The following is a 15,013-nucleotide window of genomic DNA, read 5'->3' as shown; positions in this document are numbered from 1 at the left end:
GGCTTTTTTTTATCCGGAGCCCCCATGACATCGCCGACCTTTTCTCGCACCTTGCGCCGCCTCAGCCTGGCCTTCCTGCTGGGCAGCACCGCCTTGGCCGCCTCGGCCGTGCCGATCGCCGAGATGCGCCTGGAAGACTTGCTGCCGATGGCCCCCGATTTCAGGACGGAATTGAAACTCAATGCGAATCAAAGCACCTTGTGGCAGCAGGTGGAAGGAAAAACCCGTCAACTCCTGCGCGAACGCAAGGCGCGCCGCGAACGCCTGCAAGCGGCGGTGACGCAGGGCTTGCAGGCGCCCCGGCTGGAGTTGCGCGACCTGCTCGCCGGCCTGGACAATGAAAGCGCGCTGAGCCTGGCCGAAGAAAAGCAGGTGCGCGAGTGGTGGCTCAGCGTCAACGATGCCCTGGACGAGCAGCAGCGCCAGATGGTGGCCCAGTTCATCGCCGGGCAGATGGCGCGCGTGATGGACGCCGCCGTACCCCACAGTGAATCGCGCGGTGCGCCCGGTGGCGAACACGGCGGGCGCAAGGGGGGCAAGGGCGGCATGGGAGGCGTGAGCATGGGCAATGGGGGCGCCGGCATGACGATACCCGCCAACTGAGGGGCAATCCAGGGGTAGTCCAGGGGCAAAGGATGGCCAAATGGCATGGTCGCGTGCTACATTCCCGTAGCGCCTGGCGCGGCGGGCTATCCGCCCGCAGCTATCTGCCCGGTCTTTTTGACATGCCCCATAAGGACAATCCGTGAATCGCTATCTCTTGAGCAGTCTGACCCTGACCCTGTTGGCTGCGTTTGCCCATGCCGCCGAACCGGTATCCGCCGCATCCTCCGTGGCGGCACCGACCGTGGCGCCCAGTGTCGCACCTTCCGCGCCTGCCGCCGCTGGCGTCGTTTCCGGCATCGATGTGCAGTACATCGACCCTGCCGTGCGCGTGCAGGACGATTTCTTCACCCACTTGAATGGCAAGTGGCTGGCCACGGCCGAGATTCCTGCCGACAAGTCGAGCTGGGGTTCGTTCGCCAAGTTGCGCGATGACACCACGCCACAGTTGCGCGGCATCATCGAGTCCACGCAACAGGACAAGCACAAGAAGGCCGGTTCCGAAGCGCAGAAAATTGGCGACCTGTACGCCAGCTACATGGATGAAGCCCGCCTCGATGCGCTGGGCACGAAGCCGCTTGCCGGCGAACTGAACCGTATCCGCTCGCTGCGCGACAAGAAGGGCGTGCCTGCCCTGATCGCCCACCTGAGCCAGACGGGCGTGCCCACCCCGTACGCCGTCTACGTGGGCCAGGATGCGCGTGCTTCGACGAAATACGCCGCCTATGTCAGCCAAAGCGGCCTGGGCATGCCTGACCGCGATTACTACCTGGAAGCCAAGCAGGCTGGCGTGAAGGAAAAATACCAGGCGCACGTAGAAAAAATGCTGGCCATGGCCGGCGACAAGAACGCCGCCGCCCGCGCCAAGGCCGTAGTTGCCCTGGAAACATCGCTGGCCGAAGTGCAATGGACCAAAGTCGAGAACCGCGACCCCGTCAAACGCTACAACAAGACCGACATTAACAAGCTGAACGACCTGACCCCCGGCTACGACCTGAAGGCCAGCCTGGCAGCCCTGGGCATCGCCAACAAGGTCGATTACGTCATCGTCAACCAGCCGAGCTACCTGGCCGGCTACAACAAGGTGCTCGCTGCCACCGACCTGGACACCTTGAAAGCCTACTTTGAATGGCAGTTGCTGCGCAGCTATGCCAGCTACCTGTCAAAAAACTTCGTCGACGAAAGCTTTGCCTTCTACGGCACGGTACTCAGCGGCGTGACGGAAAACCAGCCGCGCTGGAAGCGTGGCGTGGGCGCCGTCGAAGGCGTGCTGGGCGAAGCCGTCGGCAAACTGTACGTGGCGCAATATTTCCCGGCTGAGCGCAAGGCGCACATGCAGGAACTGGTGAAAAACGTGCTGGCCGCCTACAAGGACAGCATCGATACGCTGGACTGGATGAGTCCGGAAACCAAGAAGGAAGCGCAAGCCAAGCTGGCCAAGTTCACGCCGAAGATCGCCTATCCGAACAAATGGCGCGACTACACGAAGCTGCAAATCGTCCAGGGCGACTTGGTGGGCAACATCATGCGTGCGGCCAATTTCGCTTCGGCGCGCCAGGTGGCCAAGCTGGGCAAACCGATCGACCGTGAAGAGTGGGGCATGACGCCGCAAACGGTGAACGCCTATTACAGCTCGACGATGAATGAGATCGTCTTCCCCGCCTCCATCCTGCAGCCGCCATTCTTTGACGCCAACGCGGACGACGCCGTCAACTATGGCGCCATTGGCGCTGTTATCGGCCATGAAATCAGCCACGGCTTCGACGACAAGGGCAGCCAGTCCGATGGCGACGGCAACCTGCGCGACTGGTGGACCCCGGCCGACCGCAAGAACTTTGCGGCCAAGGCCGACGCGCTGACCAAGCAGTACGATGGCTACAGCCCATTGCCTGGCTACAACGTCAACGGCGCGCTGACCCTGGGCGAGAACATCGCCGACAACTCGGGCGTGGCCATCGCGTACAAGGCGTACAAGATTTCGCTGGGTGGCAAGCCGGCGCCTGTGCTTGATGGCTTGACGGGCGACCAGCGCTTCTACATGGGCTTTGGCCAGGTATGGCGCAGCAAGATGCGCGAAGCGCAGCAGATCGTGCAAATCAAGACCGACCCGCATTCGCCGGGCCAGTACCGCGCCAATGGCACCATGGTTAACCAGCCTGGCTTCTATGAAGCGTTTGGCGTGAAACCGGGCGACAAGATGTATGTCGCCCCGGAAAACCGCGTGATCATCTGGTAATCGCGTACGCGTCGTCGTGAAAAACGTACTACTGTAACAACAGAAAGGACCACCTCGCGTGGTCTTTTTTGTATTCCGGACAAAGTTCTTTCTGTCGTTTCGGCCGGTATGCTACAGTCAAAAACCGGGCCAGAAGCCTTGGGCCTTCTGACCCTTATATTTTACACAATACAATATAGAGGACAACCGTGAATCGTTATTTGTTAAGTGCATTGACCCTGAGTTTGCTGGCTGGCGTGTCCGGCATGGCTGGCGCCGCTGATTCTGCCAAGAAAGCCGCTGTCGCTCCCGCCACGGCCGTCGCCGCTGCGGCGCTGACGTCCGGTATCGCCATCGAATACGTCGACCCTGCCGTGCGCGCGCAGGACGACCTGTTCCAGCACCTGAATGGTAAATGGCTGGCGGAAACTGTCATTCCTGCCGACAAGTCGAGCTGGGGCAGCTTTGCCAAGCTGGCCGACGATACGCAAACCCAGCTGCGCGGCATCGTCGAAGGTGCGAGCGCCGACAAGGCCCGCGCGGCCGGCTCGAATGCCCAGAAAATCGGTGATTTTTATACCAGCTTCATGGATGAAGCCAAGCTGGAAAGCCTGGGCCTGACCCCCTTGAACGCGGAGCTGGCGAAGATCGCCGCGCTGCAGGACAAGGCGGAGTTGCCTGCCGTCATCGCTCATTTCAGCAAGCTGGGCGTGACCTCGCCTTACGACTTCGGCATCCACCAGGACGCCAAGGATTCCACCAAATACGTGGCCGACATCGTGCAAAGCGGCCTGGGCTTGCCTGACCGCGATTACTACCTGGAAGAAGGCAAGGCCGATACGCGCGCCAAGTACCTGGCCCACGTGGAAAAAATGCTCAGCCTGGCCGGCGATGCGAATGCTGCTGCCAACGCCAAGGCTATCCTCGCGCTGGAAACGGAACTGGCGAAGGCGCAATGGAGCAATGTGCAGAACCGCGATCCCGTCAAGACCTACAACAAGGTGGAGTTGGCGAAACTGGCCGCCCTGGCGCCAGGCTACGACTGGGCCCGCTACCTGAAGGACACGGGCATTGCCGGCAAGGTCAATTATGTGATCGTCAGCCAGCCCAGCTACCTGAAAGGCTTTGCCGAGATCGCCAACAAGACGCCGCTGGACACATGGAAAGCGTATTTCCAGTGGCACTTGCTGCACGCCAACGCCGGCTACCTGCCGAAAGCGTATGTCGATGAAAACTTCGCGTTTTATGGCACCACCCTGACGGGCGTGACGGAAATGCGTCCGCGCTGGAAACGCGGCGTGGGCGCCGTCGAAGGCGCGCTGGGCGAAGCCGTGGGCCAGCTGTACGTGGAGCAATATTTCCCGGCCGAGCGCAAGGTGCGTATGGAAGCGCTGGTGAAAAACCTGATGACGGCCTACAAGCAAAGCATCGACAAGCTCGACTGGATGAGCCCTGTCACCAAGAAACAGGCGCAGATCAAGCTGGCCAAGTTCACCACCAAGATCGGCTATCCGAACAAATGGCGCGATTACTCGGGCCTGACGGTAACGCCGGACGATTTGATCGGCAACATCCAGCGTTCGCACTTGCTTAACTACAACCGCGAATTGAACAAGCTGGGCCAGCCTATCGACCGCGACGAGTGGGGCATGACGCCGCAAACCGTGAATGCTTATTACAACCCGGAACTGAACGAAATCGTCTTCCCTGCCGCCATCCTGCAAGCGCCGTTCTTCGACGCCAATGCGGACGATGCCGTCAACTATGGCGCCATCGGCGGCGTGATCGGTCATGAAATCAGCCACGGCTTCGATGACCAGGGCGCCCAGTACGATGGGGACGGCAATCTGCGCGACTGGTGGACCAAGGCCGACCATAAAAACTTCGCCAAGAAAACCAAGCAGCTGGTGGCGCAGTACAACAGTTTCAGCCCCGTCAAGGGCCACTTCGTCAACGGCGAACTGACCCTGGGCGAGAACATCGCCGACAATTCCGGCGTGGCGATTGCCTACAAAGCGTATAAATTGTCGCTGAATGGCAAGAAAGCCCCTGTCATCGACGGTTTCACGGGCGAGCAGCGCTTCTATGCGGGCTTTGCTCAGGTCTGGCGCATGAAGATGCGCGAAGCGCAGCAGCTGGTCTTGCTGAAAACGGACCCGCACTCGCCAGGCCAGTTCCGTGCCAACGGTACCATGCGCAACCAGCCCGGCTTCTATCAAGCCTTCGACGTGAAACCGGGCGACAAGATGTATCTGCCACCGAAAGACCGCGTCATCATGTGGTAAGACGGTTGTCCCAGGCATAAGTTGCCAGCCGCCCCGCGCAAGCCGGGCGGCTTTTTTACATCGGGTGATCTGGCACAAACTGCGGGCGAAAAAAAACCGCCCATCCGGGCGGTTCCTGGTCCAGCGCGCTGGCTGAATTATTTGGCAGGCTCGGCTGCAGGAGCAGCGCCGTCAGCGGCTGCGGCCGGCGCCGGCACTTCCGGTTCCTTGAATTTGCCGCCCGAAGCGTTGGCCATGTAGACCACGGCGCGCGCCACTTCCACATCGTCGAGGTCGGGATTGCCGCCCTTGGCCGGCATCGCGCGCAAGCCTACGATGGCGTGCTTCAGGACCGTATCGTAGCCCTGGGCCAGACGGGCCGACCAGCTGCCCGCGTCGCCAAACTTCGGTGCACCGGCCACGCCGGCGCCATGGCACGCCACGCAGGTGGCTGTGTAGACGGCTTCGCCGCCTTGCAGCACCTTCGGACCGCTGGCATCCTTGAAGGTAAAGCCGGCGTTGGCCACGGGGCTCAGGCGTTCGGCAATGGCTTCCGGCGACTGGCTGTCCGTCCCCGCACCCGTCAGTTTTTGCGCCGTGACGAACTGCACCAGCAGGATGATGCCAATGACGGTGATGAGGAAGAAGCCAGCTACGGCGGCAAGCAGTTGTTTAGGCGTTTTGATCGCTGATTGTTGTTCGTTATGTGCGTCGCTCATGATGTCCTTAGTCCAGATTTGAAACTGATGGCCGTGTAAGGTAGCATTTTTACATGCTTGTATGTAAACCTTTATGAAACCCACAATTATAGGCACAAAAATTGAGCAGTGACATGCAATTGCCAGCGATACGACAGTTTCCGTAGACGTAGGTAAAGAAAAACGGTATCCTTCGCATCACTTCAGAAATTCCCCCTACGCGGCTGTAGCTCAGTGGATAGAGTATTGGCCTCCGAAGCCAAGGGTCGTGGGTTCGATCCCCGCCAGCCGCACCAGACAAATCAAGACTCCCGTTTTATTCAGTCAGCATTGCCATGCTGGCTGCATGCCGTATCCCCACTCCCACTATTACTTCCGCAAGCCTGACAAGGTCTATCGCTGCTTGCCAGGGATGCCACTCTTTGTGCGTCGCTTACCCGAAAACGCCCCTGACGCCCTTGCCGTTGTCGCTTTGCAAGCGCCAGTATCCGTCAGACGCCGATATCAAAATTGATATCGAAACTGTGGAAAAATTGATTGGAGGGATTATCGTCCAGCCCCTAAGATCAATGCCGAACATGCGAACGACATGCAAGCAGCATGACAATATCAATACAGTCTCTGGAGATGCATGATGCGCAACACCATCGGCCCGCTCGCGGCCACTTCTCCTCGTCGTCCGTTCAACTTGAAGGCTGCCGTTACGGCATCGGCCGGTATCGGCCTGCTGAGCACGGCTTCGGCATGGGCGCAGGACGCGGTGGTGGCGGACGCCAGTGGCGAGCCTGCGGCGGAAGTGTCAGTCGAGACTGTCAGCGGGGTGCGCCGCGCCGACAGCATCGCCGGCCTGGCCGACGCACCGAGCCGCGAAATCAAAGATAAATTGTTCCAGCACCGTATGTATGCGATCCGCCTGAAATCCGCGGCTTCTGGGCCAAGGAGTCCGCCGACTTGCCCGACCCGTTTGCGTGGAACAAGTCGCCCGAGCCCGTGTTTGCTACCTGCTACGAGCACGGCAACTATGGCCCCGGCCACAACAGCTGCACCAAGGCCGGCGGCGACGTATTGCTGGTGTACCATGCCCGCACCTACCCGGACATCGTCGGCGACCCGCTGTGGAATCCGGTTCGCCACACGTTTGTCAAACCGCGGCGCCGGGATGCGCAAGGCATGCCCGTGTTTGGCCGCTCATCGACCCTGTAAAACCTGGACCCTACGCCATGACCCCAGTTAATTCTGTTTCTGTGACGCAAGCGCCGTTCGGCATCCTGCCCGACGGCCAGCAGGTAACCGTCTTTACCCTGACGAACCTCCGCGGCATGCAAGTCAAAGTGCTCGACTTTGGCGCCATCATCAGCGAAATCCACGTGCCCGACCGCGACGGTAACTTTGCCGACGTGGTGCTGGGTTTCGAGCGCATCGAGCCCTACCTGGCCAACAGCGCTTTCCTGGGCGCCGTCATCGGGCGCTTCGGTAACCGCATCGCGGCAGGACGTTTCCATCTCGATGGCAAGGATTACCAGTTGGCCGTCAACAACGCGCCGAATCACTTGCATGGCGGCAACCAGGGCTTTCACCAGGTCATGTGGCAGGCGGAGCCGTTCACCAGGGATGAGGCGGTGGGCGTGACGTTTTCCCGCAGCAGCCCGCACGGCGAAGATGGCTATCCGGGCAAGCTCGACGTCACCGTCGTGTACGAACTGGACAACGACAACGCGCTGAGCCTGCGTTACCACGCCGTGACGGACCAGGCCACGCCCGTCAACCTGACCAACCATAGCTATTTCAACCTGGCGGGGCAGGGCACTATCCTCGGCCACGCGCTGACGATCAACGCGGACCGCTACCTGCCCGTCGATGCCGGGTCTATCCCCACGGGCGAACTGGCGGACGTGTCCGGCACGCCGTTCGACTTGCGCCAGAGCACCGTCATCGGCGGCCGCATCGATTTGCCGCATGAGCAGATCCGCATCGGCCGTGGCTACGACCATAACTTTGTGCTCAATCAACAGGCAGATCAAGGGCTGAACCTGGCCGCCAGCGTGCGCGATCCCGTGTCGGGGCGCGTGATGCAGGTGTACACGCAGGAGCCTGGCATCCAGTTTTATTCCGGCAATTTCCTCGACGGCAGCCAGCACGGCAAGCAGGGCCCCATTCGCTACCGCGGCGCGCTGTGCTTGGAAACCCAGCATTTCCCGGATGCGCCGAACCAGCCCCACTTCCCCAGCACCATTTTGCGCCCGGGTCAGGTGTATCGGACGCAAACCGTGTACCGTTTTTCTGCAGAATAATCGTCGCAGCTCCCTGGGGTCTGACCCGGCGGGGCAGACCCCAAATATCTTCCACGCCCTGCCGCCACGCGCCCGCAGGGCGTTTTCATTGGGACATGCCGATACCGTTTTCGATATCGGAACGCATTAAAAATTGATTGGAAAGGCATGGCTGGATTCTTTAGTATTCCAACATCGCTGCCCGGGCCGACGACCTTAGATCCGGCATGGCACAACCAGGAGAATGGCATGTCTGAGACAAAAAAGAAGGTTGCCCTGCGCTCGGCCGAGTGGTTTGGCTCGCAGGACAAGAATGGCTTCATGTACCGCAGCTGGATGAAAAACCAGGGCATACCTGACCACGAATTCCATGGCAAGCCCATCATCGGCATCTGCAATACCTGGTCCGAACTGACCCCCTGCAACGCGCATTTCCGCCAGCTGGCCGAACACGTCAAGCGCGGCATCCTGGAAGCGGGCGGTTTCCCCGTGGAGTTCCCTGTCTTCTCGAATGGCGAGTCGAATCTGCGTCCGACAGCCATGCTGACGCGCAACCTGGCCTCGATGGACGTGGAAGAATCGATCCGAGGCAACCCGATGGACGCCGTCGTGCTGCTGGTGGGCTGCGACAAGACCACGCCTGCGCTGTTGATGGGCGCGGCCAGTGTCGACATTCCCACCATCGTCGTCAGCGGCGGCCCCATGCTGAACGGCAAGCTCAACGGCAAGGACATCGGCTCCGGCACGGCCGTGTGGCAGTTGCACGAGCAGATGAAGGCCGGTTCCATCACCCTGCACCAGTTCATGTCGGCCGAGTCCGGCATGTCGCGCTCGGCCGGTACCTGCAACACCATGGGCACGGCCTCGACCATGGCCAGCATGGCCGAAGCACTGGGCACGTCCCTGCCGCACAACGCGGCCATTCCCGCCGTCGACTCGCGCCGCTACGTGCTGGCGCACATGTCGGGCATCCGCATCGTCGAAATGGTGCACGAAGACCTGCGCCTGTCGAAAGTGCTGACGCGTGCAGCGTTTGAAAACGCCATCAAGGTCAACGCCGCCATCGGTGGCTCGACCAATGCCGTGATCCACCTGAAGGCGATTGCCGGACGCATCGGCGTGCCCCTGGAGCTGGAAGACTGGACCCGTGTGGGCCGTGGCACGCCGACCATCGTCGACTTGCTGCCGTCGGGCCGTTTCCTGATGGAAGAGTTTTACTATGCAGGCGGCTTGCCCGCCGTGATACGCCGCCTGGGCGAAGGCGATTTGCTGCCGCACAAGAATGCCTTGACCGTGAACGGCAAGTCGATCTGGGACAATTGCGTCGAAGCACCGATCTACAACGATGAAGTGGTGCGCACCTTGGACAACCCGCTGCTGGCCGATGGCGGCATTTGCGTGCTGCGCGGCAATCTGGCGCCTCGCGGCGCCGTCCTGAAACCGTCGGCCGCCTCGCCGCATTTGATGCAGCACCGGGGCAAGGCCGTCGTCTTCGAGGATTTCGAACATTACAAATCGCGCATTCTTGATCCGGACCTCGATGTCGATGCCGACTCCGTGCTGGTCATGAAAAATTGCGGCCCGAAAGGCTATCCTGGCATGGCCGAAGTGGGCAACATGGGCTTGCCGCCGAAGCTGCTGGCGCAAGGCATCACCGACATGGTGCGCATCTCGGACGCGCGCATGAGCGGCACGGCCTACGGCACGGTCGTCTTGCACGTGGCGCCGGAAGCCATGGCGGGCGGCCCGCTGGGCATCGTCAGGGATGGCGACATGATCGCCCTCGATTGCCACGCCGGCAGCCTGAATATCGACATCAGCGACGCGGAAATCGCCGAGCGCCTGGCGAAGCGCGAGCTGGGCAGCGCGCCCGGGCCGAAGAGCGGCTACCAGCAGCTGTACATCGAACACGTGTTGCAGGCTGACGAAGGCTGCGATTTCGACTTCCTGGTCGGCAATCGCGGTTCAGCCGTGCCGCGCCACTCACACTAAGCGGAGAATCCCATGCTGTTGCTGCAATTTACGAATGAACATCGCGGGCGCCTCGTCGGCCTGCTGCAAGACGACCAGATCCGCGTCATCGAAGGCTACAACACGACGTATGCGCTGGCGCAAGACGCCATCCGCAAAAAGGTCAGTCTGGCGGAACTGGTCAACGCCAGCGTCGGCAACAGCATGCATTCCTATGCTGACGTGGCCGCTGCCGGACGTGTGCTGCCGCCGCTGGACCACGCCGATGAAGCGCACTGCTACGTGACGGGTACGGGCCTGACCCATTTGGGTAGCGCCGGTGCGCGCGACGCCATGCACAAGAAGATAGGCGGCGACGCGGAGTCGCTCAGCGATTCGATGAAAATGTTCCGCCTGGGCGTGGAAGGCGGCAAGCCTGAAGCCGGCACGGCCGGCGCCCAGCCCGAGTGGTTTTATAAAGGCGACGGTTCCATCGTGCGCGCCAGCGGCCAGTCGCTGCGCATGCCGGATTTCGCCCTCGATGGCGGCGAAGAGCCGGAAATCGCCGGCCTGTACGTGATTGGCGACGATGGCCAGCCCTACCGCGTTGGCTATGCCATCGGCAATGAATTCTCGGACCACGTCACGGAACGCCAGAATTATCTGTACCTGGCCCACTCGAAGCTGCGCATGTGCAGCGTGGGTCCGGCCCTGCTGGTGGGCGAATTGCCCGCGCACATCGCCGGCGCCTCGCGCGTGTTGGACACGGCCGGCAATGTGCGCTGGGAAAAGGCCTTTGTCAGCGGCGAAGACAATATGTCGCACACGATTGCCAACCTGGAACACCATCATTTCAAGTATCCGCTGTTCAAGCGCCCTGGCGACGTGCACGTGCACTTCTTCGGCACGGCTACCTTGAGCTTTGCCGATGGCGTGAGCGTGGCGCCGGGCGAAACCTTTGAAATCGAAGCGCCTGCCTTTGGCCCCGCCCTGCGCAACCGCCTCGACGTCTTCCCAACCGAATTTGCGAAAGTGAGCACATTATGAGTTTCAATATCACCGGTGATGCATTGATCGGCGGCGTCGCCGTCAAGGGCAATGGCGGCTCCTTCGAAGCGTGGGACCCGGCCGCGCGCGCACACATCGCGCCCGCCTTCCACATGGTGGACGTAGCGCAAATCGACGAGGCTTGCCGTCTGGCGCAAGCGGCGTTCGACCCTTTCCGCGCCACCACGGATGCGCAGCGTGCCGATTTCCTGGATACCATCGCCGCGCAAATCCTCGAACTGGGCGACGAGCTGATCGTGCGCGCCATGACGGAAAGCGGCTTGCCGCGCGCGCGCCTGGAAGGCGAACGCGGCCGCACGGTGGGTCAATTGAAATTGTTTGCCGGCTTGCTGCGCGAAGGCTCGTGGACCGATGCGCGCATCGATTCGGCCTTGCCCGAGCGCGTGCCGCCGCGTCCAGACTTGCGCTTGCGCATGATAGGCCTGGGTCCCGTCGCCGTGTTTGCAGCAAGCAATTTCCCGCTGGCCTTTTCGGTCGCGGGCGGCGATACGGCCTCGGCCCTGGCGGCTGGTTGCCCCGTCGTGCTGAAGGCCCACTCGGCGCATCCGGGCACGTCGGAGCTGGTGGCGCGCGCCATCGTCAAGGCGATTGCCGTTTGCCAGCTGCCGGCCGGCGTGTTCGCCTTGCTGACGGGCACGGGCAACGGTATCGGCCAGGCGCTGGTGGCCCATCCGGCCATCCAGGCCGTGGGTTTTACGGGATCGCGTTCGGGCGGCATCGCCCTGATGAAGGTGGCGGCCGAACGTGCGCAACCGATACCTGTCTATGCTGAAATGAGCAGCATCAACCCCGTGTTTGTGCTGCCGCAAGCCTTGGCCGCCCGTGGTGCGGCCATTGCCAGCGGCTTTGCCGCCTCGCTGACGATGGGCGTGGGCCAGTTCTGCACCAATCCCGGCCTGGTGCTGGGCCTGGCCGGCGCTGACTTTACGGCGTTTGCCGCTGCTGCCGCCGAAGCGCTGGCGCCGGCCCCGGCCGCCACCATGTTGACAGCCGGCATCGCCAGCAGCTATGCCAAGGGCGTGGCCGCGCTGGCGCAGCACGCCGACGTGACGTCGCTGGTGCAAAATGTGGGCGAGGAAGGCAAGGGTGCCGCCGCCCTGTTCGTCACTTCGGGCGAGGCGTTTTTGGCCAGGCATGACTTGCGCGACGAAGTCTTCGGCCCGGCCTCCCTGCTGGTGGCTTGCCGCGACATGGAGCAATTGCTGGCGATTACGGAAAGCCTGGAAGGCCAGCTGACGGCCACTTTGCAAATGGAGGCGGGCGACCTGGAAGACGCGCGCCGTTTGCTGCCCGTGCTGGAACGCCGCGTGGGCCGCATCCTGGCCAACGGTTTCCCGACGGGCGTGGAAGTGTCGACGGCCATGGTGCACGGCGGCCCGTTCCCCGCCACCTCGGACGGCCGCAGCACGTCCGTGGGCACGGCGGCCATCAACCGCTTCCTGCGCCCCGTGTCGTACCAGAACCTGCCGCAGGACTTGCTGCCGGAAGCGCTGCGCGATGATAATCGGCTGGGGATATGGCGCCGCAAGGATGGCGTGCTGGGCAAGGAGTAACAACACGGCGCGCCGCATGCGATTGCGGTTCGCTGCTGTTGCACGTTGTACATAAAAAATAAACAGGTGGAGACAAGATGAAGCAATTGGCGAAATATGGCAGCTTGCAGGGCAAGCGCGTGTTCATCACGGGTGGTGGCAGCGGCATCGGCGAATCTCTGGTGGCCGAGTTTGCCGCCCAGGGCGCGCTGGTGGCGTTTGTCGATATCGCAGTGGAAGCGAGCGAGGCCCTGTGCCGCCGCATGGCCGAAGCGGGCATGATGGCGCCCTTGTTCCGTCATTGCGACATTACGGATATTGCCTCCTTGCAAGCCGTCATGGCGGAACTGGCCGAGCAATTGGGCGACTTCGATATCCTCGTCAACAATGCGGCCAACGACCAGCGCCACCAGGCGCAGGACGTGACCCTGGAATACTGGAACGAGCGCATTGCGATCAATCAACGTCCCATGTTCTTTACTTGCCAGGCTGTCTTCGAGGGCATGAAACGCAAGGGCGGCGGTTCCATCATCAATGTCAGCTCGATTTCCTGGCACATGAAGTCGGGCGGCTATCCCGTGTATGCCACCACCAAGGCGGCTGTCGTGGGTCTGACGCGGGGCCTGGCGCGCGATTATGGCGCCCACAATATCCGCGTCAACACGGTCACGCCCGGCTGGGTCATGACGCAGCGCCAGATCGACCTGTGGGTCGACGAGGCGGCGGAAGTAGAAATCAAGAAAAGCCAATGCTTGCCAAGCAAGCTGATGCCACAGGACATCGCCGCCATGGTGCTGTTCCTCGCTTCCGATGACGGAGCGATGTGCTCCAGTCAAGAGTTCATCGTCGACGCCGGCTGGGTCTGACAAAACTTCCAGGGCATTGTTGCAGGGTCGGATGTCATCGTACTGATGTACCAGCGTACTGCCTTCGACCCTGCGCCTGGCCATGGCCGCCGGTAGCGCCTTCTCGGCGCACGTCAATGTCACCATCGACGTGGCCAAGCCCGGTCACTTAATCAACAAGAATGACTACGGCCAGTTCGCCGAACACTTGGGCACGGGTATCTGCGAAGGCATGTGGGTGGTGCCCGACTCTTCCATTCCAAACACCAAGGGCTGACGCAATCGACGTGCTGCACGCGTGCGTGACGGCGGACAACTACATGCAGAAACGCAAGGTCCTGCCCATGACGTGGGACAAGGATGGGGCCGCAAGTCAATGCGCGCGGCTTGAACCGCTATCAAAGCCGCCAATGAGCGGCCGCCAAACGGTACGGGGGCAGGAGATATGTGCCAGGTGATACGCAAATCGGTATCGCAAGCGAAAAAGAATTGATTGGATGGCTATGTTGCTTTCTCCTACCATTGCTTCATAAAAAACCGCCCATCCGGCATCCGGCTGTGATGGTATTCCAAAAAAAACTGGAGACAAGAATGACATTGACACGCCGCACACTCCTCGCCAGCGCCATGCTGCTGGCCTTTTCCGCCACCACCTTCGCTACCTCGTCCGCCTTCGCCGCCAAGCCCCTGGTCATGGGCTTTTCGCAGGTAGGTGCCGAGAGCGAGTGGCGCACCGCCAATACCGTCTCCATCAAGGATGCAGCCAAGAAAGACGGTGTCACCCTGAAATTTGCCGACGCGCAGCAAAAGCAGGAAAACCAGGTCAAGGCCCTGCGCTCCTTCATCGCGCAAAAGGTCGACGTGATCGCCTTCTCGCCTGTCGTTGAATCCGGCTGGGATACGGTCTTGCGCGAAGCCAAGGCCGCCAAGATTCCCGTCATCCTGACGGACCGCGCCGTCAATGTGGCGGACAAATCGCTGTACGTGACCTTCATCGGTTCCGACTTCGTGGAAGAGGGCCGCCGCGCCGGACAATGGCTGCTTGAGCACGCCAAGAAAACCCCGGACGCCACCTTGAACATCGTCGAACTGCAGGGCACGGTGGGTTCCGCCCCGGCCATCGACCGCAAGGAAGGCTTCCAGGAAGTCATCGGCAAGAATCCCAAGCTGAAGATCATCCGTTCGCAAACGGGCGACTTTACGCGCGCCAAGGGCAAGGAAGTGATGGAAGCTTTCTTGAAGGCCGAAGGCAAGAAGATCAACGTGCTGTATGCGCACAATGACGACATGGCCATCGGCGCCATCCAGGCCATCGAAGAAGCGGGCATGAAGCCGGGCAAGGACATCATCATCATCTCCATCGATGGCGTGAAAGGCGCATTCGAAGCCATGATCGCCGGCAAGCTGAATGTCACCGTGGAATGCAGCCCGCTGCTGGGCCCGCAACTGATGTCCATCGCCCGCGATGTGGTGGCCGGTAAACCCGTGCCAGCGCGCATCACGACGGTGGAAGGCGTGTTCCCTGCCGAGGTGGCCGCCAAGGAATTCCCGAACCGTAAGTACTAAGC

General features: G+C 61.4%; 12 protein-coding genes and 1 tRNA gene. 12 read left to right on the top strand and 1 reads right to left on the bottom strand.

From position 1 onward, the window contains the following. The first annotated feature begins 24 nt into the window (after positions 1 to 24). The 3 genes from ACQ4WZ_RS21935 to ACQ4WZ_RS21925 all read left to right on the top strand — a co-directional run bounded on the left by ACQ4WZ_RS21935 (position 25) and on the right by ACQ4WZ_RS21925 (position 5,103). Complete coding sequence (locus ACQ4WZ_RS21935) at positions 25 to 603, top strand: hypothetical protein (protein WP_436574528.1); 579 nt, start codon at positions 25 to 27, stop codon at positions 601 to 603. A 142-nt stretch (positions 604 to 745) separates the two neighbouring features. Continuing rightward, positions 746 to 2,839 carry a M13 family metallopeptidase gene (locus ACQ4WZ_RS21930; protein ID WP_436574527.1) on the top strand — a complete coding sequence of 698 codons (2,094 nt, stop codon included), beginning with the start codon at positions 746 to 748 and terminating at the stop codon, positions 2,837 to 2,839. 188 nt (positions 2,840 to 3,027) lie between these two features. Next, positions 3,028 to 5,103 (top strand): M13 family metallopeptidase, encoded by a 2,076-nt coding sequence (locus ACQ4WZ_RS21925; RefSeq protein ID WP_133988917.1) that lies wholly within the window; start codon positions 3,028 to 3,030, stop codon positions 5,101 to 5,103. 137 nt (positions 5,104 to 5,240) lie between these two features. Here the strand turns inward: ACQ4WZ_RS21925 and ACQ4WZ_RS21920 are convergent, their stop codons facing one another. Beyond that, positions 5,241 to 5,801 carry a c-type cytochrome gene (locus ACQ4WZ_RS21920; RefSeq protein WP_133988916.1) on the bottom strand — a complete coding sequence of 187 codons (561 nt, stop codon included), beginning with the start codon at positions 5,799 to 5,801 and terminating at the stop codon, positions 5,241 to 5,243. Between the two features lie 199 nt (positions 5,802 to 6,000). Here ACQ4WZ_RS21920 and ACQ4WZ_RS21915 point away from each other — a divergent pair. From ACQ4WZ_RS21915 to ACQ4WZ_RS21875, 9 genes are all read left to right on the top strand, one after another. Continuing rightward, positions 6,001 to 6,076, top strand: a tRNA-Arg gene (locus ACQ4WZ_RS21915). Positions 6,077 to 6,662: 586 nt separating this feature from the next. Further along, entirely contained in the window at positions 6,663 to 6,983 is a 321-nt protein-coding gene (locus ACQ4WZ_RS21910) for a family 43 glycosylhydrolase (protein ID WP_436574613.1), read from the top strand. A 17-nt stretch (positions 6,984 to 7,000) separates the two neighbouring features. Further along, entirely contained in the window at positions 7,001 to 8,071 is a 1,071-nt protein-coding gene (locus ACQ4WZ_RS21905; RefSeq protein ID WP_436574526.1) for an aldose epimerase family protein, read from the top strand. A gap of 228 nt (positions 8,072 to 8,299) precedes the next feature. Next, positions 8,300 to 10,042: an IlvD/Edd family dehydratase gene (locus ACQ4WZ_RS21900; protein ID WP_101483453.1), complete on the top strand. Its 1,743-nt coding sequence runs from the start codon at positions 8,300 to 8,302 to the stop codon at positions 10,040 to 10,042. A gap of 12 nt (positions 10,043 to 10,054) precedes the next feature. Further along, on the top strand, positions 10,055 to 11,047 hold the full coding sequence (araD1, locus tag ACQ4WZ_RS21895; protein WP_133988913.1) for an AraD1 family protein: 993 nt from the start codon (positions 10,055 to 10,057) through the stop codon (positions 11,045 to 11,047). Further along, positions 11,044 to 12,621 (top strand): aldehyde dehydrogenase (NADP(+)), encoded by a 1,578-nt coding sequence (locus tag ACQ4WZ_RS21890; RefSeq protein ID WP_133988912.1) that lies wholly within the window; start codon positions 11,044 to 11,046, stop codon positions 12,619 to 12,621. The genes araD1 and ACQ4WZ_RS21890 overlap by 4 nt, the downstream gene beginning before the upstream one ends. Positions 12,622 to 12,698: 77 nt before the next feature. Continuing rightward, positions 12,699 to 13,466 (top strand): SDR family NAD(P)-dependent oxidoreductase, encoded by a 768-nt coding sequence (locus ACQ4WZ_RS21885; RefSeq protein WP_436574525.1) that lies wholly within the window; start codon positions 12,699 to 12,701, stop codon positions 13,464 to 13,466. An 82-nt stretch (positions 13,467 to 13,548) separates the two neighbouring features. Continuing rightward, positions 13,549 to 13,722, top strand: a complete 174-nt coding sequence (locus tag ACQ4WZ_RS21880) for a hypothetical protein (RefSeq protein WP_436574524.1) — start codon at positions 13,549 to 13,551, stop codon at positions 13,720 to 13,722. A gap of 314 nt (positions 13,723 to 14,036) precedes the next feature. Continuing rightward, positions 14,037 to 15,011: an ABC transporter substrate-binding protein gene (locus tag ACQ4WZ_RS21875; protein WP_071079903.1), complete on the top strand. Its 975-nt coding sequence runs from the start codon at positions 14,037 to 14,039 to the stop codon at positions 15,009 to 15,011. Positions 15,012 to 15,013 lie beyond the last annotated feature (2 nt).

It is taken from the genome of Janthinobacterium darwini (assembly GCF_051380905.1).
Taxonomy (GTDB): Bacteria; Pseudomonadota; Gammaproteobacteria; order Burkholderiales; family Burkholderiaceae_D; genus Janthinobacterium.
This window is presented reverse-complemented; position numbering and strand designations above follow the sequence as displayed.